Raw genomic sequence first — 20,575 nt, 5'->3', positions numbered from 1 at the left:
TAATGTTACAACCAAAACGTACTAAATTCCGTAAGCAATTTAAACTGCGTAACCGTGGTCTTGCACACACTGGTAGCTCAGTTAGCTTCGGTACTTTCGGGTTAAAATCAATGGAACGTGGTCGTATGACTGCGCGTCAAATTGAAGCGGCTCGTCGAGCAATGACTCGTCACGTGAAGCGTCAAGGTAAAATCTGGATCCGTGTATTCCCTGATAAGCCAATTACTAAGAAACCTCTTGAGGTTCGTATGGGTAAAGGTAAAGGTTCAGTGGAATATTGGGTATGCCAAATTCTTCCTGGTCGTGTTCTTTATGAAATGGAAGGTGTTTCGGAAGAATTAGCACGCGAAGCATTTGCTTTAGCAGCAGCTAAACTTCCTTTCAAAACAACTTTCGTAACTAGAACGGTGATGTAATGAAAGCAAGCGAATTGAAAGAAAAAAGCATTGAAGAGCTAAACGCTGAATTGCTTGAATTGCTACGCGAACAGTTTAACTATCGCATGCAAGCAAGCACTGGCCAATTAGCACAAACTCATTTGCTAAGACAAGTACGCCGTAATATCGCGCGTGTTAAGACTATCATAACTGAAAAGGCAGGTAAGTAATGAGCGAAGCAAAAATTCGTACACTACAAGGTCGCGTTATCAGTGACAAAATGGATAAGTCTATCACTGTCCTGATCGAACGTCGTGTTAAGCACCCAATGTACGGTAAGTTCATGACGCGTTCAACTAAGTTGAAAGCGCATGATGAAACTAACCAATGTGCAGCTGGTGATTTAGTATCTATTCGTGAATGTGCACCAATTTCTAAGAGCAAATCTTGGACTTTGGTTGACGTATTAGAAAAAGCTTAATCGCTGACACTAATTCACAATAAGTACTTTAATAAGGCTCTGCTTAGGCAGGGCCTTTTTATTATATAACGAAAAAAGCACTATTTAACTTCCAGCTTATCTTCAAGTTTCAAACTCCCCATATTATTTATCCGATAAAACAAACCAAGTCGACTTTTTCTTTTGAAAATCGCGCCATTGAATTTTCATTTTTTAACACCATCTCTAGATTGCGCTTATTAAACTAGCGGTTGAAGGTGGTTTTAATGATTACTAGATGCGGTCAAGCACCCATAGTGGTTATTTTTTAGCTAAATAAGGTACCACTTTTTAATAACTGGTGTTATAATCTCGCGCCCGCTCGTTGTGAGCGGGATTTAAAAGGCAGTGACGGGTCAAATTTCTGGCCTTGAATTTAATCTTTTATAAGATAATTTAGCGGAGACATATTAAATGATCCAAATGCAATCACAATTGAACGTAGCTGATAACAGCGGCGCTCGACGTGTACAATGTATAAAGGTTCTTGGTGGTTCGCACCGTCGCTACGCACGCATTGGTGACATCATTAAAATTGCGGTGAAGGAATCAAATCCTCGCGGTAAAGTTAAAAAAGGTGATGTTCTTACTGCAGTAGTGGTGCGCACTAAGAAAGGTGTTCGTCGTTCAGATGGTTCTACCATCCGTTTTGATGAAAACGCGGCTGTAATGTTAAATGCTAACTTACAACCAATTGGTACTCGTATTTTCGGTCCTGTGACACGTGAACTTCGTAATGAAAAGTTCATGAAAATTGTTTCACTTGCACCAGAAGTACTATAAGGAGTCACGATAATGGCATCTAAGATTCGTCGTGATGATGAAGTAATCGTACTTGCAGGCAAAGACAAGGGCAAAACTGGTAAAGTGACCAAAGTTCTTGTTGAAGACAGCAAAGTATTTGTTGAAGGTATCAACTTAATCAAGAAACATCAGAAACCTGTACCTCAGTTACAGCAGCCTGGTGGCATTGTTGATAAAGAAGCACCTTTACATGTTTCCAACGTTGCGATTGTTAACCCAGCTACTGGGAAAGCAGATCGTGTTGGTTTTAGAGTTGAAGACGGCAAAAAAGTTCGTTTCTTCAAATCTAATAACGAATTAATTTAATTGGAGTAAACGATGGCGAAACTGCATGATTTTTACAAAGATACAGTTGTAGCTGAACTTCAAACGAAGTTTGACTATAAAAGTGTCATGCAAGTCCCTCGGATTGAAAAGATCACCCTTAACATGGGTGTTGGCGAAGCTATTGCTGATAAAAAAGTATTAGAACACGCCACAAATGATCTTACTGCAATCTCAGGTCAAAAGCCGGTCACGACAGTAGCACGCAAATCAGTTGCGGGCTTCAAAATTCGTGAAGGCTATCCTATTGGTACAAAAGTAACTCTACGTGGCGAACGTATGTGGGAATTTTTAGAGCGTTTAATCTCTATTTCAATTCCTCGTATCCGCGATTTCCGTGGCTTGAACCCTAAGTCATTCGATGGTCGTGGTAACTACAGCATGGGCGTACGTGAGCAAATCATCTTCCCGGAAATTGATTACGATAAAATCGACAAAATCCGTGGTATGGATATCACTATCACTACAAGTGCGAAGAACAACGAAGAAGGTCATGCATTATTGACTGCCTTCAACTTCCCATTTAAGAAGAAGGTGTAGAGTTATGGCTAAATCGTCAATGAAAGCTCGTGAAGCTAAAAGAACCAAATTAGTTGCACAGTACGCTGAAAAGCGTGCAGCACTAAAAGCAATCATCTCTGGTGTTGATTCTTCTGAAGAAGAACGCTGGGATGCTGTATTGAAACTTCAAAGTTTACCACGTGATTCTAGTAGCAGCCGTCAACGTAATCGTTGTAATGTTACTGGTCGTCCACATGGTTACTTGCGTAAATTCGGTTTAAGCCGAATCAAGTTGCGTGAAGCAACTATGCGCGGTGAAGTTCCAGGTCTTAAGAAAGCTAGTTGGTAATTCACGGGAGTAAATGGTTATGATGACTGATCCTATCGCGGACATGTTTACACGCATCCGCAACGGTCAATCTGCAGCAAAGACTGCAGTAACAATGCCATCTTCTAAGGTTAAAGTTGCAATTGCCAACTTGCTTAAAGAAGAAGGTTACATTTCAGAATTTTCAGTTGCTGAAGGTGTTAAACCTGAGCTAACTGTTGAATTGAAATATTTTGAAGGTAAAGAAGTAATTGAAACAATTAAACGTGTTTCTCGTCCAGGTCTTCGCGTATACAAAGGTGCTCAAGAGCTTCCTAAAGTATTAGCGGGTATGGGTATTGCTATTATTTCTACTTCTAAAGGTCTAATGACTGATCGCGCCGCTCGCAATGCGGGTCTTGGCGGTGAAGTTCTTGGTTTCGTAGAGTAAGGGAGCAGAATTATGTCTCGTGTTGCAAAAGCACCTGTCGAAATTCCTGCTGGCGTTACTGTTACGTTATCAGGTCAAGACATTAAAGTTAAAGGTCCAGTAGGCGAATTATCTCGCACGATTCACGGTGACGTTGTTGTTTCTCAAGAAGAAAACAACATTATCACTAACATCGTTGCTGACGTTAAAGGCGCTTGGGCTCAAGCCGGTACTGCACGTGCTTTGATCAATAATATGGTTGAAGGTGTAAGTAAAGGTTTTGAAAAGAAATTAGTTTTAAACGGTGTTGGTTACCGTGCTAAAGCTGCAGGTAAGAACTTAAACTTATCTTTAGGCTTTTCACATCCAGTTGACCACGCTATTCCTGAAGGAATTACCGTTGAAACTCCTAGCCAAACTGAAATCACGCTGAAAGGCGCTGACAAGCAGTTAGTTGGTCAAACAGCAGCGAACATCCGCGCTTACCGTAAACCAGAGCCTTATAAAGGTAAAGGTATTCGTTATAGCGATGAGCATGTACGTCGTAAAGAAGCTAAGAAAAAGTAGGGTAATACGATGGATAAGAAAACATCTCGTTTGCGCCGCGCTAAACGCGCTCGTGCAAAAATTAGCGAGCTGGGTGCGAATCGTTTAGTCGTTCACCGTACTCCTCGCCACATTTACGCGCAATTGATCGCTCCAACTGGTTCTGAAGTAATCGCTACTGCGTCTACTTTAGATAAAGAAGTTAGTGCTCAGTTAAAGAAAACAGGTAACGTTGAAGCAGCTACTGCTGTAGGTAAAGCTATTGCAGAACGTGCTGTGGCTAAAGGCATCACTAGTGTTGCTTTTGACCGTTCAGGTTTCCGTTACCATGGTCGCGTGAAAGCGTTAGCAGATGCAGCTCGTGAAGCTGGTCTTCAGTTTTAGGGGTTGATAATGGCTAATCATAATCAAGAAAACTCACAACAAAGTGATATGGCTGAAAAGCTAATCGCAGTTAACCGCGTATCAAAAGTGGTTAAAGGTGGTCGTATTTTCAGTTTCACAGCACTAACCGTAGTTGGTGATGGCGCTGGCCGTGTTGGTTTTGGTTACGGTAAAGCACGTGAAGTGCCTGCTGCAATCCAAAAAGCAATGGAAAAAGCGCGTCGTAACTTAGTAACCGTTGACTTGAAGGGTACAACTCTTCAACACCCTATCAAGGGTCGTCATTCTGGTTCTAAAGTTTACATGCAACCAGCTTCTGAAGGTACAGGTATCATCGCCGGTGGCGCGATGCGTGCAGTACTTGAAGTTGCAGGCGTACAGAACGTATTGTCAAAAGCATACGGTTCTACTAACCCAATCAACGTAGTTCGCGCTACTGTTTCTGCTCTTGCGAATATGCATTCGCCTGAAGCTGTTGCAGCTAAACGTGGCAAAAGCGTTTCAGACATTTTGGGGTAATTGAGCATGGCTAAAACAGTTAGAATAACTCAGTTAAAAAGTTCTATCGGTCGTTTACCGAAGCATAGAGCTACTTTAAAAGGTCTTGGTTTACGTCGTATTCGTCATACAGTTGAGTTAGAAGATACTCCATCTGTACGCGGTATGATCAATCAAGTATCTTATATGATTAAGGTGGAGGATTAATAATGCATTTAAATACTTTATCTCCTGCACCAGGTGCTAAGAAAGCCAAGAAACGCTGTGGTCGTGGTATTGGTTCTGGCATAGGTAAAACAGGTGGTCGTGGTCACAAAGGTCAGAAGTCTCGTTCTGGCGGTAGTGTACGTCCTGGTTTCGAAGGTGGTCAAATGCCATTGAAACAACGTTTACCTAAGTTTGGTTTCACGTCACGTAAATCTTTAGTTCGCGCTGAAGTACGTTTACATGAGCTAAACAACATCACAGGTGATGTTGTCGATATCTTTGCCCTTAAAGATGCTAACTTAATCACACGTAACATTGTGTCTGTGAAAATCATGCTTTCTGGTGAAATCACACGTCCACTTACTGTTCGTGGTTTAAGTGTTACTAAAGGCGCTCGTGCAGCTATTGAAGCAGCAGGCGGAACAATCGAGGAATAGTACAGGTTATGGCTACACCAGGAATGGATAATAAAGCGCAGGGCGGATTGTCTGAGCTTAAACAAAGATTGTGGTTTGTATTCGGCGCACTTATTGTGTTTCGTTTGGGATCATTTGTGCCAATCCCTGGTATTGACGCCGCTGTATTAGCTCAGTTGTTTGAACAACAAAAGGGCACCATCGTAGAAATGTTTAACATGTTCTCTGGTGGTGCACTTGAGCGAGCCTCTGTATTGGCACTTGGTATTATGCCGTACATCTCAGCTTCAATTATTATGCAATTGCTTACTGTGGTTCATCCCGCAATGGCAGAGCTTAAGAAAGAAGGTGAAGCTGGACGTCGTAAAATTAGTCAATACACCCGCTACGGCACTTTAGTTCTAGCGACTGTACAATCAATTGCAATAGCAAGAAGTTTACCGGGAATGATGCCAGGTCTAGTAATGGACGCAGGTTTCGGATTCTACTTTGCTGCGGTAGTAAGTTTGGTTACTGGCACCATGTTTTTAATGTGGTTAGGTGAGCAAATTACGGAACGTGGTATTGGTAACGGTATTTCTATCTTGATATTTGCTGGTATTGTTGCTGGTATGCCGTCAGCTGTTGGTCAAACAGCAGAGGCGGCGCGTCAAGGTGAATTGCACTTATTAGTATTATTGCTAATTGGCGTGATTATATTTGCTACGACTTTCTTTGTCGTATTTGTGGAACGTGGTCAACGACGTATTGTTGTTAACTATGCTAAACGTCAACAAGGCCGTAAGGTTTTCGCTGCGCAAAGCACACATTTACCGTTGAAAGTGAATATGGCAGGTGTTATTCCACCAATTTTTGCCTCAAGTATTATCTTGTTCCCAGGCACGCTTGCGAGCTGGTTTGGTCAAGGTGATGGTATGGTTGCTGATTTCCTACAAGAAGTATCAATTGCTATTTCTCCAGGACAGCCGCTTTACGTTATGTTACTTGCAGCAGCGATAATATTTTTCTGCTTCTTTTACACGGCTCTTGTTTTCAATCCGCGTGAAACGGCAGATAACCTGAAAAAATCTGGTGCGTTTATTCCTGGGATCCGTCCTGGTGAGCAAACGTCTAAATATATCGATAAAGTAATGACGCGTTTAACCCTAGCGGGTGCGATGTATATTACCTTTATCTGTTTAGTACCTCAGTTTATTATCATGGCATGGGACGTCAATTTTTACTTTGGCGGCACATCACTACTTATTATTGTAGTTGTGATAATGGACTTTATGGCACAAGTACAAACGCATTTGATGTCTCATCAATATGACAATGTACTTAAAAAAGCAAACCTTAAGGGCTACGGTCGTTAGACTGAGCCATTAGGTAACGGAGTATAAAATGAAAGTACGTGCATCCGTAAAAAAGATTTGTCGTAACTGTAAAGTTGTTAAGCGCGCTGGTGTTGTTCGTGTAATCTGCGAAGAGCCGAAGCATAAGCAACGTCAAGGTTAATATTAACCTAAGCGAAAGCTAAATCTTTTAGAAGTGGCATTATGTAGATAACTCTGTATAATGCCGCTTCGATTTGCAAAAAAAGCGGCTGGTTGAGTATCCTAACGGGCTTTTCAACCGGTAAATTTTAAATTAAGAATAGGAGATGTGTTAGTGGCCCGTATCGCTGGCATTAACATCCCTGATCGTAAGCATGCAGTAATCGCCATTACTGCGATCTACGGTATCGGAGCTACACGTGCGAAAGCAATTTGTGCAGCTACTGGTATTGCAGAGTCAACTAAGATCAGTGAACTGGACGAAGCTCAAATTGATTTGCTTCGTGCTGAAGTGGATAAATACACCGTTGAAGGTGATTTACGCCGTGAAGTTTCAATGAACATCAAGCGTCTTATGGACCTTGGCTGTTATCGTGGCATTCGCCATCGTCGCAGTCTTCCTCTACGTGGGCAACGCACTAAAACTAATGCGCGCACTCGTAAAGGTCCTCGTAAGCCAATTAAAAAGTAACGAGGGACTAGACAATGGCAAAAACACCAGTAAAAACGCGTAAACGCGTAAAAAAACAAGTTGCTGATGGCATGGCTCATATCCATGCATCTTTCAACAACACAATCGTGACTCTTACAGATCGTCAAGGTAATGCTTTATCTTGGGCAACTGCAGGTGGTTCAGGTTTCCGTGGTTCACGTAAATCTACTCCATTCGCTGCACAGGTTGCTGCTGATCGTGCCGGTAAAACTGCACAAGAGTTTGGCTTGAAGAATATTGAAGTGTTCGTTAAAGGTCCAGGTCCAGGTCGTGAATCTGCAATCCGTGCCTTAAATGCTGCTGGTTTTAAAATCACCAACATTACTGACGTTACACCTATTCCTCATAATGGTTGTCGTCCTCCTAAGAAACGTCGCGTTTAATAGGATAGTTGGAGAAAGAACATGGCTAGATATTTAGGTCCTAAGTTAAAGCTTAGTCGTCGCGAAGGTACAGATTTGTTCCTTAAAAGCGGTGTTAGAGCAATTGACACTAAATGTAAAATCGAAACTATTCCAGGTCAGCATGGCGCCCGTCGCGGTCGTTTATCTGATTACGGTATTCAGCTTCGTGAAAAACAAAAAGTTCGTCGTATTTATGGCGTACTAGAAAAACAATTCCGCAACTACTATAAAGAAGCGGCTCGCCTAAAAGGCAACACAGGTGAAAACTTGTTACAGCTTTTAGAGAAACGTCTTGATAACGTAGTATACCGTATGGGCTATGCAAGCACTCGTGCTGAAGCTCGTCAACTTGTTAGCCATAAAGCTATCGTAGTTAACGGTGTTGTTGTTAATATTCCATCTTTCACTGTTAAAGCCGAAGATGTTGTTTCTGTACGTGAAAAGTCTAAAACTCAAGCGCGTATTATCGCTGCTTTAGAATTAGCTGAGCAACGTGAGAAGCCAGTTTGGGTTGAAGTAGATAACAAGAAACTTGAAGGCGTTTTCAAACGTGTTCCTGATCGTTCTGACCTATCTGCCGAAATTAATGAACAGTTGATTGTTGAACTTTACTCTAAGTAAAGTTGCACTTTAAGAGAGGACAAACATGCAGGGTTCTGTAACCGAATTCCTTAGACCACGATTGGTTGATATCGAAACTGTTAGTACTACGCGTGCTAAAGTAACTTTAGAGCCATTAGAACGTGGTTTTGGTCACACTTTAGGTAATGCGTTACGCCGCATTCTTTTATCTTCAATGCCAGGTTGTGCTGTAACTGAAGTTGAAATTGACGGTGTACTTCATGAGTACAGCAGTAAAGAAGGTGTGCAAGAAGACATCATCGAAATACTGTTAAACCTTAAGGGACTAGCTATAAGTTTAGAAGGCAAAGATGAAGCTGTTCTTACCTTAACTAAGTCCGGTGAAGGCCCTGTAACGGCAGCCGATATCCAACATGATGGTGATGTAGAAATTGCAAATCCAGAACATGTTATCTGTCATTTGACAGGTGATGGCTCTATCAGTATGCGTATTAAGGTTGAAATGGGACGTGGTTATGTTCCAGCTTCTGCCCGACGCGATGCCGAGGAAGAAGATCGCGCAATCGGACGTTTGTTAGTTGACGCTTCATTCAGTCCTGTTGTAAGAATTGCCTATGATGTTGATTCTGCACGTGTTGAACAACGTACAGATTTGGACAAGTTGGTACTAGACATGGAAACTAACGGTACGTTAGATCCTGAAGAAGCAATTCGTCGCGCTTCAACTATTCTAGCTGAACAGCTAGATGCGTTTGTTGAGCTACGTGATGTGACTGAAGTTGAACCAAAAGAGGAAAAACCACTGTTTGATCCTATTTTGCTTCGTCCTGTTGATGACCTTGAACTTACTGTTCGTTCAGCAAACTGCTTAAAAGCAGAAGCAATTCAATATATTGGCGATTTAGTACAGCGTGCTGAAGTTGAACTTCTTAAAACACCTAATTTAGGTAAGAAGTCTTTGACTGAAATCAAAGACGTTTTGGCGTCTCGTGGTTTGTCTCTAGGTATGCGCCTAGAAAACTGGCCACCTGAAAGCATAGCTGATAACGACTAAGTCGATCATCGTTTTTTTAATACTTGAGATAAGGATTAACTTATGCGCCATCGTAAAAGCGGTCGCCAGTTAAACCGTAATAGCAGTCATCGCCAGGCGATGTTCCGCAATATGGCAAGTTCTTTAGTAAAGCATGGCGTTATTAAAACGACTGTAGCTAAAGCTAAAGAATTACGTCGCGTTGTTGAGCCACTAATTACATTGGCCAAAACCGACAGCGTAGCAAATCGTCGTTTAGCATTTGCTCGCACACGTGATAAAGAAGTTGTAGGTATTTTATTTAGCGAACTTGGTGCTCGTTACCAAGAACGTCCAGGTGGTTACACTCGCATTTTGAAATGCGGTTACCGTACTGGTGATAAAGCGCCTATGGCTTACGTTGAGCTTGTAGACCGCCCAGTAGTAGAAGATGCTCCTGAAGTAGTTGAAGAAGCTAGCGCAGAAGCATAATTTAGTACTTGTACTAAGTTGGTTCTGACGGAATTGAAAGCGGAGCTTAGGCTCCGCTTTTTTGTGCCCGTTATTTAGTAACATGCCCTAAAAGCTTGACCCATCAAGTAATACCTCGTATAACAATTGTCCACCTATAAAAAGGCTATATATAATGTCGTCACGTAACCCTATCATTGCTGTTACTGGTTCCTCTGGTGCTGGTACGTCTACGACCATAGAGTCGTTTGAGCATATTTTTCGCTCGCTTGGCGTTTCGTCAGCGACGGTTGAAGGCGATAGTTTTCATCGTTTCTCTCGACAAGAAATGGATTTGGAAAAGCGCAAGGCCCGTGAAGAGCAACGCAATGTGAGTTATTTCGGTGATGCGGCAAACGACTTTGATGCCTTAGAGAAGCTTTTTAAAGACTATTCAGAAACCGGTAAAGGTAAGATGCGCCGTTATTTACATACCTTCGATGAAGCAGTGCCTTATAACCAAATGCCAGGCACATTCACGCCATGGGAAGAGTTAGGTGAAGGAACTGATTTGCTCTTCTATGAGGGCTTACACGGGGGGGTAGTTACAGAGAAGAACGATGTAGCTAAACATGTCGATCTGCTTATAGGCATGGTGCCGATAGTAAACTTAGAATGGATACAAAAAATCATCCGCGATACTAACCAACGCGGCCACAGTAGAGAGGCGGTAACAGCAAGTATCGTTCGTAGTATGGAAGATTATATTTCCTTTATTACGCCACAGTTTTCTCGCACCCATATTAATTTTCAGCGGGTGCCAACCGTGGACACATCAAATCCGTTTAGCGCTAAGGCAATACCAACCTTAGACGAGAGTTTTGTTGTTATTCGTTGCCGTGAATCTAGTCATTTAGATTTTCCTTATTATTTAAGTATGATTGAGGGCGCATTTATGTCGCGGATGAATACCCTTGTTGTACCCGGTGGCAAAATGGGCTTGGCAATGGAGCTGATATTAACGCCGCTAATAAAAGACTTAATGCATAAAAAGCATGAAGCCAATAAGCAGTTAGATTGGATGAGCGATTTATAGTAATGTCCATGTCTGTAAGGCGTTTTTTAAGTCGGCTAATATTGAGTATTTTATTATTACCGAATATTGTGAATGCTCAGCAGTTGCTTTTTACTGAAATTGAGAAACATTCAAAAGAAAATTGGACAGTAAATTACCAGTCTCCAAAAGCCATTAAAGCAATCGTGTTTGCAATTTCGCCAGACAATAGTCGTTTGAAAAGATGGCAGCCGATTTCTTCTGAATTCATTCTAAGCTATGTTAATGCAACAGAGATTGTCACACGTAAAGATGGCGCTAGCTTTACCTCTGTTAAGCTTAAATTGACACCAACATACATTCATTTACCTAAGAATTACGCTCCCTTTTCGCCATTTTCAAATGGAGCGATGTTACTACACAGTGCTCGATTTTTTGCTTGCCCTAACTTATGTACAGGCAATGAAAACTTATGGGCTATGGCCGTCAAAGCACCCTTAAACGATACCATCCTTGCCGATGGCCAAACTCATGTAGGTAAAACTTCATGGTGGGATAAAAATGATGGTCAAAAAGTTTACATAGGTCAACAACACACTAGCCAAAATACAAGTTATATCAGTATCGTTGATCCCAAATTGGCCCTGACTGTTGGTAAACAGTTACATGATATTTTACCTAAGATGATGTCGTTATTAGAAGAAAGTTATGGGGTGTTACCTGATAAGCCAATGCTGTTTGCGTCATTTGGTGAAACTCACGATGGCAACTTTGGTCGTCAAGGCGGAACATTACCTAATCAAGTTTTTATGCATTGGTATGGTAGCGATACTTATCAAGAGCAAAATCCTGCTGCAACGTTATGGTTTTTTGCCCATGAAGCAGCACACATGTATCAAAATATGGTGGGTAAGGCAAAGAGCCCCGTCGATAATTGGTTACATGAAGGCCATGCCGAAATGATGGCAAAAAAAATAATGCTTAATTTGTTACCGCAATTTAATGCCTATGTTGAAAAGAAAATAGCCTACGCAGAAGCTCAATGCTTGGAAATTATTTCGGCGTCATCTTTAGCAGAACAAATAGAAATAGGTAACTATCAATCACTCTATGATTGTGGACTGTATATCTTTAATACTATTGAGAGAGGCTACTCAGGAAATGATGCCACTGAGACATTGTGGTTAGCATTTATGGAACGCTCTAGTATTGATAATCAGGTTAATAGTGAAATGCTTTTATCGCTTGCAGACAGCAACTATGGTTTATCTAAAGAACATATCGATAACTTTAGAAAGCTGGTAGGGAGTGATTGATAACGCCCCACCAGTTATTAATAATTTCCCAGTTTTAAACTGATTTAATTTCAAAGTCATGAGTAATATTTACTGACTTATTGAGCATAAGTGCTACCGAGCAATATTTGTCAGCAGATAAATTTACCGCACGCTCAACATGCTTTTCACTAATGTTATTACCTTCAATGATGAAATGCAGGTGTATATCAGAAAATAACTTTGGCACGCTATCAACACGAGTCGCATCAATTTCAACCTTGCAGCCCTTAATGTCTTGGCGGGCTTTTTCCAATATGCTGACCACGTCAACAGAAGAACAACCGCCCAAGGAAATTAAAACATTTTCTAGAGGGCTAGGTGCTAGTGCCCCAGCGTTTGCGTCTAATACAATGATATGGCCACTTTCAGAGGTACCCATAAATAGTTCATCGCCAACCCATTTAACTTCTGCTTTCATTATTACATTCCTAAATCTGACAAGAATCAATATTGTAGGGAATTAGGCTTATATTAGCTAGTGCTTATATAAAGATAGGTAATGAATTAACTTAGAGAGGTATTGAATTGAGTAAGCAAATGGCGCACCCAGCAGGAGTCGAACCTGCGACCTCTGCCTCCGGAGGGCAGCGCTCTATCCAGCTGAGCTATGGGTGCATTGCGAAAATACTGAACGCGGCAAATAGTATAGATTATCCAAGATTATGTCTAGGTCGAATGAGCAAATAGTTGGCATTAATATTTTTGCTTTTAAAATGTAATAAATTTTCTAAAGCCAATAGTTACCGGCTTGGCTATTGCAAATTTATCGACTTACTGATTTGGTTACTATTGTTGAGCTAACGTAGGGAAAAAGGTGTACATTTATCGGGAAGATGCCTAAAGTAAAGATTATAATAAAATCAATTATCTCAATAAACTATAAGTAATCGTTTAGCCATGAAACATTTTTATGTTGTACTGACATTGTTACTGATCTCAGCCGCCGTTCCAGCATTTACGCAAACATTCGATACCGAGATGGTGACAGTTGAACTATACAGTGACAAGATTGATCGCACCGGTAAACTCGCTTATAAACGAACGCTAGCTTTATCATTCAAAAGTGGCGGTTATTTGAAGTCACTGAAAATTGACGAAGGTCAGCAATTCAAGCAAGGGCAGTTGCTCGCATCACTTGATATTACTGAATTAAAAGAAGAAAAAAACGCTAATTACGCTAAGTTAATACAAGCTAAACGTGAAGTTAAAAGAATCAGCAGTTTAATGGAAAATAAAATGGCATCAGAACGCGATTTAGATGCTGCTATTACACAAGTTGAAACGTCTCGAGCTGCCTACCAAGTTTCTTATTATAATTTAGAGAAAGCACAAATTTATGCGCCTTTTTCAGGCATTGTTTTAGCGCGCCATACTGAGTTAGGCGAACTGCAAAGTCCAGGGCAAACAGCATTGGAAGTTGCCAAACTAGAGTGGGTGGTTAAAGTCGCACTTACCGGTCAGGAAGTGAGTCAGGTTCGATTAAAACAAAAGGTTGACGTTGCTTTGAACAATGTTGGCATTATCGAGGGGGTTATTAGCAAAATTCCTGCAATTGCTAACAGTCAAAGCAATTTATTTACCATTGAAGTTTCATTACCGAGCTTAGCATTAAGTTCTGGTGTTATTGCCGGGCAACTTGCCGGAATTACCATTGCTGTTGAAAGTAATAAGTTTGTTTATCGGTTACCCATTGAAGCTTTAGTGACGGTTAATGAACAAGGCAAAGCCGTGGTTCTTGCGCAAAAAGGAAAGCTTGGTGAATTTGAACAGCTTAGTTTTGATATTTTTCAATTGGGTAATAATTATCTCTATTTAACCGCCGAGCAAAATGATGCAGCGTTAAATATTATTACGAAAGGTTGGCAGAACTACTCAATGGAAAAACAATAATTACCATGCACATTCCTCGCGCCGCCATTAAAAATGCCCAATTTACCTTAACTATTGTCGTGTTAATGGTGTTAGTGGGTATTGTTTCTTATTTTCAAATGCCTCGCTCAGAGGATCCGCAATTTGATATTCCTATTACCTTGCTAGAAGTGATTTATCCCGGTGCATCACCTAATGATATTGAAACTTTGGTTGTTGACCCGTTAGAAGAAGAGTTTGCCGATATTGAAGGCATTAAGAAAATCGAGTCGCAAATAAAAAATGGTGGCGCTCGAATAGATATTACTTTTCTATACGAAAGTGATCCAAATACCGCTTACAACGAAATTAAACAAGCGGTATCGACAGTAAAGCCCAACTTACCGGCGGGTGTTCAAGATGTCTTAGTTATAAAAGCAACACCAACGAGTGTTGCGGTAATGCAATTGGCTTTATGGAGTGAACCAACAGATTATAAAACCATGGAGTTTTATGCTAAACAATTGGAAAAGCGCTTAGAGGCAATAGAGCAGGTTAAAAAAGCAGATATTTGGGGTTACCCTAAGCAAATTGTTGCGGTTGACTTAAATCTAGCATTGTTAAAGCACTATGGTCTGAGTGTTACAAAAATCAATAATATATTGCAACAGCGCGCCGCGAATGTGACTCCTGGCTTTGTCGATGCTAACACTCGAAGATTTAACGTCAAAGCCAGTGGGAACTACCAAAGCCTTACCGAGATAAACAACACTGTGGTATTTGCCGATGAGAGTTCGGTTATTCGTTTGAAAGATGTTGCCAGAGTGGAGTTTTCTAATCAGGATGCAAATTATCTGGCTTATTTTGACAATAAACCGGTAATTTTTCTCACTGTCGAGCAAAGAAAAAATACCAATATATTTGAGCTTAGCGAAAAAATTGACCAAGAAATAGCGCTGTTTAAACAAACATTGCCCGATACGTTACATATCAATACGCTTTTTAAACAGGCAACTAGTGTTGAAAGTCGAGTCAATGGTTTTTTTGATAATTTGTGGCAGGGCTTAATTCTGGTGGGGATCATGTCTCTGCTATTTTTAGGTGTACGTGAAGCCATAGTGGTTATTATTGCAATTCCATTATCATTTTTAATTGCGATTGGTTGGTTAGATTTCTCGGGTTATGGCTTACAACAAATGTCAATTGTCGGCTTAATTATTGCCCTAGGCCTGTTAGTTGATAATGCTATTGTTGTTACTGAAAGTATTCACCGAGAGAAGAAAAACTATCCCTCAATTATTGAGGCTGCTGCAGCTGGCACCAGTCGCGTTGGTTGGGCAATTGCCAGCGGTACAGTGACTACCATGCTGGCTTTTTTGCCTATGTTAATGCTAAAAAGTGATACAGGAGACTTTATTCGTTCAATGCCTGTTACCGTTGTTTTTGTCTTACTTGCGTCTTTATTGATCGCGTTAACGCTAACGCCTTTATTGGCCAGTCAATTTTTTAGTCAAAAAGCCAATAAGATTAAAACACTGCAATATTATGCAAATAACTTTGCTGAGCATTATTATATTGCGGGACTGAAGCGACTCTTAAATGCTAAAACTGTGATATTACTGATCGCCTTTCTTACTTTATTTGTTATGGGGTCTTTATTTAGTCAAGTGGGCATGAGCTTGTTCCCCAAAGCAGAGAAATCGATGCTGTTAGTCGATGTGGAAACGCCGCCTAATTCATCATTGGATTATACCAATTCAGTAATGCAGTCGATGACTCGCTTTATAGAACAGCAACCCTATGTCGATAAAGTTGCGTTAAATGTCGGTAATTCCAATCCTCGCATCTATTACAATGAAATCCCTAAAAGAGGGGTTGTAACTTACGGCCAAGCGTTATTAGTGCTTAAGGAATATGATGAGAAAAAAATTCAAGCGCTAGTAGCGACCTTACGGCAAGAATTTTCTCAATGGCATCAAGCTAAGATCACGGTTAAAGAATTTACTCAAGGCCCTGTAACGGATCAACCTATCACGGTTAGATTGATCAGTGAATCATTGAGCGACCTTGAGCGAGTGGCAGGAGATTTACAAAATAAAATTAAGTCTATGCCAGGGACGTTAAATCCGGAAAGCCCGATAAATATTGCCAATACCGAACTTGTGCTAGATATTGATTATGACAAGGCGGGTTTATCAGGGGTTGATATTGCTACGCTGGAAAACACCGTACAAACTGCGCTTTCTGGAACTTTTATCGGCCAATTTAATGAAAGTAATGGCGAAAATTATCCGATACTGGTTCGACGGGCTAAAAGTGATTTAACCGGGCTGGCTGATATCACTATTGATAATCAGCAAGGCGAGAATATTCCACTGACACAATTTGTCGAGTCAAAGTTACAAAAAGGTCGAACTGATTTTTTTCATTATCAAAAACTACGAATGGCAAAAGTGTCGGCAGCTGCGGAAAAAGGATATTCAGTACAAGAGTTGACTAGTGAAATTGTTAGTTATCTTGACGAATATAGCCTGCCAGCGGGGATGTATTATATTTTGGGCGGAGAAGAGGAATCACGACAGGAGTCGTTTGCTGGTTTGTCGCAAATCATGTTGATCACCGCGATAGGTATTTTTGCTATTTTAGTGCTGCAATTTAAATCATTTTTGCAGCCCTTGGTTATTTTTACCTCGATTCCTTTTGCAATCGCCGGCGCAGTTTTAGGGTTATACATCACCAATTTGTCGTTTTCTATGATGGCATTTATTGGCTTGATCAGCTTATTTGGTATTGTTGTCAATAATGCCATTATTCTGATTGATACCACGAATAAAAACTTAGCCAATCAGCTTGAAAAAGAGCAAGCAATTCTATCGGCGAGTGCAACCCGTTTTACTCCGATATTATTAACGACTTTAACCACCATAGGAGGGTTACTCCCGTTAACTTTGTTTGGTGGTAGTTTATGGCAACCATTAGGTGTGGTGATCATTTCCGGTTTATGTATTTCGGCACTGGCAAGTTTTATTATTGTGCCGATATTGACCGAGATATTTACTCAAACTAAACCTGTAGAAAAGTAGAGCAAGCAATGGATTTTATTGGATTAGTAGGCTTTTCGTTAGCCAGTGCAGCATATACAGTGTTTGCTCTTCTTATTGTTGCCGCGCGTAATAAAAGCCTGATCGCTCGTTGGTTACTCTTTTGTATTGTTGTGACACAGGCCAGTAGCTTGGTTGCAGCGTTACAAATAAAGTTTGGCTATAGCCTGCAATGGGCGATGTTTAGTGATGGCATTAAAATCGCTTGTTGGTCATTACTGATTATCTTATTTAATACCCAAGATCGCAGCATTCGAACATTGGCGAAGAATTATTTTGTCCGCCAGTATATTGGTATTTGGTCACTGTTAATGGCGGGCGGTTGGCTCGCTAGCTATTGGCTTGGTTATGCTTATCAATATATTTTCTTGCTCTTTATCGTGCTTAATTTATGGATGTTAGTCTTGTTAGAGCAATTATATCGCAATGCAAATTTGCAGGTGCGGTGGGCGATTTGGCCGTTAGTGATCGCGTTAGCCAGTGCTGCAATTTTTGATTTTGTTTTGTATGCCCAAGCCACTATGGTCGATGGTATTGATTTTGATTTTTGGTATAGTCGAGGCTTTTTGGCGCTGTTTGTTGCGCCATTGCTGCTGATCAGCACCCGCCGAGTAAAGAACGGCGAGGTACGAATTTTTGTTTCTCGTAATGTTGTTTTTTATAGCTCAATGTTGATGATAGCAGGTGCTTACTTACTGTTAATGGCACTAGCTGGTTATGTGATTAATTATATTGGCGGTGAATGGGGCAGTTTAGTTAGCATTGGCTTTTTAATGTTGAGCGGTATTGTGCTTATTGCGTTATTGATCACTGAGTCTTTGCGTCGTCGCGTTAAAGTTTTTATTGCGAAGAATTTTTTTGCTAACAAATATGAATATCGCGATGAATGGTTAAATTTAATTGAAAAAATTGAAACCACCAGTGGTGAGAACCACTATCAAATGGCGACTCAGATCATGATGTCGAAAGTCAACGCCTTGCGTGGCGCTATGATGAAAAAAGTTACCGAACAACATTATCAGCAACAATATTGTCACGGCATAGATATAGATGAAAACCTTGAAGAGCAACTTATTGAAGTTGGTATGTTTTGCCAAAAGCAGGGTTGGATCATAGATGTTAATGAATACGAACAGTCACCCAATATTTATCCTGATTTAAGCTTGAATATAGACTTTTGTAAACAGCAAAATATTCAGATTATTGTACCTATTTTTATTGGCAAAGCCTTTTATGGTTTATTTGTTTTAGGTGATGAAAGTAAAATAAAGCAACTAAATTGGGAAGATAGGGATCTGCTTTTTGCGGTATCAAAGCAATTAGGCAATTTTATTTCGCTCTATGAAGCAACCGACAAGTTGAGTGAATCAAAGCAATTTGATGCGTTTAATCGTATGTCAGCTTTTCTAGTACATGATTTAAAAAATGTCCAAGCTCAGTTGAGCTTAATTACCACCAATGCCGAAAAACATAGAAATAACCCAGAATTTATTGATGATGTATTTGAAACGGTAGAGTCTGCGACAGAGCGATTAGCAAAAGTGTTATCACAATTACGCAAGAAACAAGTGGAACAGTCGACAAATCGTCAAGTAAATCTCGTTGAAATTGTTGAAAAGGTGGTACAGCAATGTAATGTTCAGCAGCCGAAAGTTACATTTAACCATGAAGGTAACTGTTGTACCTTACTTGATCATGAATCGTTTCACTCTGTTATGCATCATCTCATTCAAAATGCGCAGGAAGCATGTGATAATCAAGGTTGGGTTAAGGTGACCTTAGCTGAGAAAAAACGTACTATAAGAATAACCGTTGAAGACAACGGCTGTGGCATGAGTGAAGACTTTATTAATACTCGCTTGTTTCGCCCATTTGATACCACGAAAGGGAATGCAGGCATGGGTATCGGTGTTTTTGAAGCAAAGCAATTTTTTGAGAATATGGCCGGTATTATCAAAGTAGAGAGTATACTTAGCCAAGGCACGCAGTTCACTATTGATTTACCGCTACTTTCAAAAGATGCAGTAAGTATTTAAGAATAATTAGAAGGATTTCCTAAAATGGAAAAGTTGTTAATCGTAGATGACGATAAAGGCATTCAAAAGCAGCTGAAATGGAGCTTATCAGATTACGATGTGGTATTAGCCGGCGATCGTGAAGGCGCGGTGGCGGCAGTGCGCAGACATGAGCCAAAAGTGATTACATTAGATTTAGGTTTGCCACCTGATGAAACTAACGCCTCAGAAGGCCTAGCGGCATTACAAGAAATACTTACGATTGCACCTCACACTAAAGTTATTGTTATAACCGGCAATGATGATAGAACGAATGCTTTAACCGCTATTGCGGCCGGTGCTTATGACTTTTATCAAAAACCGGTCGATACCGAAGTTATCAATGTCATTGTTTCAAGGGCATTTAGCGTTGCAGCAATTGAAGAAGAAAACCGCAAAATGCGTGCGGTTGCTGGTAGCGATATTGGCATTATAGGGAATAGTGAAAGCATAGATAGATTACGCATGATGGTTAAGCGCATCGCGCCAACTGAAATTACGGCGCTGTTATTAGGTGAAAGTGGCACAGGTAAAGAGGTTACTGCTAATGCCGTTCATTTAGCAAGCGACCGTAAAAAGAAGCCATTTATTGCGATTAATTGTGCCTCAATCCCAGAGACTTTGTTGGAAAGTGAGTTATTTGGTTTCGAGAAAGGCGCTTTTACCGGTGCACATCGTACAACGAAAGGGAAAATTGAATGTGCTGAAGGCGGTACATTATTTCTTGATGAAATTGGTGATATGCCTTATAGCCTGCAAGCAAAGTTGCTACGTTTTTTACAAGAGAAGCGCATTGAGCGTTTAGGCGGCCGACAAGAAATTGCGGTTGATGTCAGAGTGGTTTGTGCAACGAATCAAAATCTTGAAGAAATGGTTGCAGAAAAAACTTTTAGAGAAGATTTATTTTATCGTGTCAGCGAAATCACGCTGAATATTCCACCATTACGAGATCGTGATGAAGACGTCATTATTTTAGCGCAGTATTTTTTACAGCATTATGCAACTGAGTATAAACGTAATGTCAAAAGCTTCTCTGAGGACGCCTTAAGTGCGATTAAAGCACATAGGTGGCCCGGTAACATCCGAGAGCTACAAAACAAAGTTAAAAGCTCTGTAATCATGACGACGGGACGACAAGTAACGGCATACGATCTTGGTTTTTTTGATCATCAGGACAAAAACTTTGAGTTATCGCTGAATTTGCGTACGGTAAGAGAGCATGCAGAATCTATCGCGATTCAAAAAGCCTATGCCTTGGCCGATGGGAATATGTCGAAGACCGCTGAATTGTTAGGGGTAACAAGACCCACTTTGTATTCTTTGATTGAAAAGTATGAATTAACAATAAATGATTAACACCATGTTCAGTGTTTATAAGTAGAAATAAAAAAAACCGCTAAATTGCGGTTTTT

The 20,575-nt window shown here is 40.6% G+C and carries 27 protein-coding genes and 1 tRNA gene; 26 read left to right on the top strand and 2 right to left on the bottom strand.

The features are described from left to right. Positions 1-2 precede the first annotated feature (2 nt). The 22 genes from rplP (at position 3) to AC27JP_RS15805 (ending at position 12,139) form a co-directional block, all read left to right on the top strand. Positions 3-416, top strand: a complete 414-nt coding sequence (gene rplP / locus AC27JP_RS15910; RefSeq protein ID WP_085301057.1) for a 50S ribosomal protein L16 — start codon at positions 3-5, stop codon at positions 414-416. Next, a complete protein-coding gene (gene rpmC, locus AC27JP_RS15905; RefSeq protein WP_130601348.1) occupies positions 416-607 on the top strand; it encodes a 50S ribosomal protein L29 in 192 nt (63 codons plus the stop codon). Before rplP ends, rpmC begins: the two co-directional genes overlap by 1 nt. Further along, complete coding sequence (gene rpsQ / locus AC27JP_RS15900; RefSeq protein WP_487116834.1) at positions 607-858, top strand: 30S ribosomal protein S17; 252 nt, start codon at positions 607-609, stop codon at positions 856-858. Before rpmC ends, rpsQ begins: the two co-directional genes overlap by 1 nt. 432 nt (positions 859-1,290) lie before the next feature. Continuing rightward, positions 1,291-1,659: a 50S ribosomal protein L14 gene (gene rplN, locus AC27JP_RS15895; protein ID WP_070375069.1), complete on the top strand. Its 369-nt coding sequence runs from the start codon at positions 1,291-1,293 to the stop codon at positions 1,657-1,659. A gap of 12 nt (positions 1,660-1,671) precedes the next feature. Continuing rightward, positions 1,672-1,986 carry a 50S ribosomal protein L24 gene (rplX, locus tag AC27JP_RS15890; protein WP_487116832.1) on the top strand — a complete coding sequence of 105 codons (315 nt, stop codon included), beginning with the start codon at positions 1,672-1,674 and terminating at the stop codon, positions 1,984-1,986. Positions 1,987-1,998: 12 nt separating this feature from the next. Continuing rightward, the gene (rplE, locus tag AC27JP_RS15885; RefSeq protein ID WP_487116830.1) at positions 1,999-2,544 is read left to right on the top strand and encodes a 50S ribosomal protein L5; all 546 of its coding nucleotides are present in this window, start codon (positions 1,999-2,001) and stop codon (positions 2,542-2,544) included. A gap of 4 nt (positions 2,545-2,548) precedes the next feature. Next, positions 2,549-2,854 carry a 30S ribosomal protein S14 gene (gene rpsN, locus AC27JP_RS15880; RefSeq protein ID WP_303455078.1) on the top strand — a complete coding sequence of 102 codons (306 nt, stop codon included), beginning with the start codon at positions 2,549-2,551 and terminating at the stop codon, positions 2,852-2,854. Positions 2,855-2,873: 19 nt separating this feature from the next. Continuing rightward, a complete protein-coding gene (gene rpsH, locus AC27JP_RS15875; RefSeq protein ID WP_487116828.1) occupies positions 2,874-3,263 on the top strand; it encodes a 30S ribosomal protein S8 in 390 nt (129 codons plus the stop codon). A gap of 12 nt (positions 3,264-3,275) precedes the next feature. Next, a complete protein-coding gene (gene rplF / locus AC27JP_RS15870; protein ID WP_487116826.1) occupies positions 3,276-3,809 on the top strand; it encodes a 50S ribosomal protein L6 in 534 nt (177 codons plus the stop codon). A 9-nt stretch (positions 3,810-3,818) separates the two neighbouring features. Next, positions 3,819-4,172 carry a 50S ribosomal protein L18 gene (rplR, locus tag AC27JP_RS15865; RefSeq protein ID WP_487116824.1) on the top strand — a complete coding sequence of 118 codons (354 nt, stop codon included), beginning with the start codon at positions 3,819-3,821 and terminating at the stop codon, positions 4,170-4,172. Positions 4,173-4,181: 9 nt separating this feature from the next. After that, the gene (rpsE, locus tag AC27JP_RS15860; protein WP_487082129.1) at positions 4,182-4,691 is read left to right on the top strand and encodes a 30S ribosomal protein S5; all 510 of its coding nucleotides are present in this window, start codon (positions 4,182-4,184) and stop codon (positions 4,689-4,691) included. Positions 4,692-4,697: 6 nt separating this feature from the next. Beyond that, positions 4,698-4,877, top strand: coding sequence for a 50S ribosomal protein L30 (rpmD, locus tag AC27JP_RS15855; protein ID WP_077287469.1), 180 nt, complete (start codon positions 4,698-4,700; stop codon positions 4,875-4,877). 2 nt (positions 4,878-4,879) lie between these two features. Continuing rightward, a complete protein-coding gene (rplO, locus tag AC27JP_RS15850) occupies positions 4,880-5,314 on the top strand; it encodes a 50S ribosomal protein L15 (RefSeq protein WP_487116821.1) in 435 nt (144 codons plus the stop codon). An 8-nt stretch (positions 5,315-5,322) separates the two neighbouring features. After that, complete coding sequence (secY, locus tag AC27JP_RS15845) at positions 5,323-6,648, top strand: preprotein translocase subunit SecY (protein ID WP_487116819.1); 1,326 nt, start codon at positions 5,323-5,325, stop codon at positions 6,646-6,648. Positions 6,649-6,676: 28 nt separating this feature from the next. Continuing rightward, the gene (gene rpmJ / locus AC27JP_RS15840) at positions 6,677-6,790 is read left to right on the top strand and encodes a 50S ribosomal protein L36 (protein ID WP_077287462.1); all 114 of its coding nucleotides are present in this window, start codon (positions 6,677-6,679) and stop codon (positions 6,788-6,790) included. 153 nt (positions 6,791-6,943) lie between these two features. Beyond that, entirely contained in the window at positions 6,944-7,300 is a 357-nt protein-coding gene (gene rpsM / locus AC27JP_RS15835; RefSeq protein ID WP_487116817.1) for a 30S ribosomal protein S13, read from the top strand. Between the two features lie 14 nt (positions 7,301-7,314). Beyond that, entirely contained in the window at positions 7,315-7,704 is a 390-nt protein-coding gene (gene rpsK / locus AC27JP_RS15830; protein WP_085300443.1) for a 30S ribosomal protein S11, read from the top strand. Positions 7,705-7,725: 21 nt separating this feature from the next. Beyond that, on the top strand, positions 7,726-8,346 hold the full coding sequence (gene rpsD, locus AC27JP_RS15825; protein ID WP_077287458.1) for a 30S ribosomal protein S4: 621 nt from the start codon (positions 7,726-7,728) through the stop codon (positions 8,344-8,346). 25 nt (positions 8,347-8,371) lie between these two features. Next, on the top strand, positions 8,372-9,361 hold the full coding sequence (locus AC27JP_RS15820; protein WP_487082133.1) for a DNA-directed RNA polymerase subunit alpha: 990 nt from the start codon (positions 8,372-8,374) through the stop codon (positions 9,359-9,361). A 42-nt stretch (positions 9,362-9,403) separates the two neighbouring features. Then, entirely contained in the window at positions 9,404-9,811 is a 408-nt protein-coding gene (rplQ, locus tag AC27JP_RS15815; protein WP_487116815.1) for a 50S ribosomal protein L17, read from the top strand. A gap of 154 nt (positions 9,812-9,965) precedes the next feature. After that, the gene (locus AC27JP_RS15810) at positions 9,966-10,865 is read left to right on the top strand and encodes a phosphoribulokinase (RefSeq protein ID WP_487116813.1); all 900 of its coding nucleotides are present in this window, start codon (positions 9,966-9,968) and stop codon (positions 10,863-10,865) included. A 41-nt stretch (positions 10,866-10,906) separates the two neighbouring features. Continuing rightward, entirely contained in the window at positions 10,907-12,139 is a 1,233-nt protein-coding gene (locus AC27JP_RS15805) for a hypothetical protein (RefSeq protein WP_487116811.1), read from the top strand. Positions 12,140-12,173: 34 nt separating this feature from the next. Here the strand turns inward: AC27JP_RS15805 and AC27JP_RS15800 are convergent, their stop codons facing one another. Further along, positions 12,174-12,578, bottom strand: a complete 405-nt coding sequence (locus tag AC27JP_RS15800) for an OsmC family protein (protein WP_487116809.1) — start codon at positions 12,576-12,578, stop codon at positions 12,174-12,176. Positions 12,579-12,698: 120 nt separating this feature from the next. Continuing rightward, positions 12,699-12,775, bottom strand: a tRNA-Arg gene (locus tag AC27JP_RS15795). Between the two features lie 282 nt (positions 12,776-13,057). Here AC27JP_RS15795 and AC27JP_RS15790 point away from each other — a divergent pair. The 4 genes from AC27JP_RS15790 to prsR are packed head-to-tail and all read left to right on the top strand — an operon-like array spanning position 13,058 to position 20,519. Next, positions 13,058-14,050: an efflux RND transporter periplasmic adaptor subunit gene (locus AC27JP_RS15790; RefSeq protein WP_487116807.1), complete on the top strand. Its 993-nt coding sequence runs from the start codon at positions 13,058-13,060 to the stop codon at positions 14,048-14,050. A gap of 5 nt (positions 14,051-14,055) precedes the next feature. Further along, positions 14,056-17,091, top strand: coding sequence for an efflux RND transporter permease subunit (locus AC27JP_RS15785; protein ID WP_487116805.1), 3,036 nt, complete (start codon positions 14,056-14,058; stop codon positions 17,089-17,091). An 8-nt stretch (positions 17,092-17,099) separates the two neighbouring features. Beyond that, a complete protein-coding gene (gene prsK, locus AC27JP_RS15780; protein WP_487116803.1) occupies positions 17,100-19,145 on the top strand; it encodes an XrtA/PEP-CTERM system histidine kinase PrsK in 2,046 nt (681 codons plus the stop codon). A gap of 24 nt (positions 19,146-19,169) precedes the next feature. Continuing rightward, positions 19,170-20,519, top strand: coding sequence for a PEP-CTERM-box response regulator transcription factor (gene prsR, locus AC27JP_RS15775; RefSeq protein ID WP_487116801.1), 1,350 nt, complete (start codon positions 19,170-19,172; stop codon positions 20,517-20,519). The last annotated feature ends 56 nt before the right edge of the window (positions 20,520-20,575 follow it).

It is taken from the genome of Colwellia sp. SU-HH01172 (assembly GCF_057553355.1).
The sequence above is the reverse complement of the archived record's forward strand: the minus strand, read 5'-3'. Positions and strand labels throughout refer to the sequence as shown.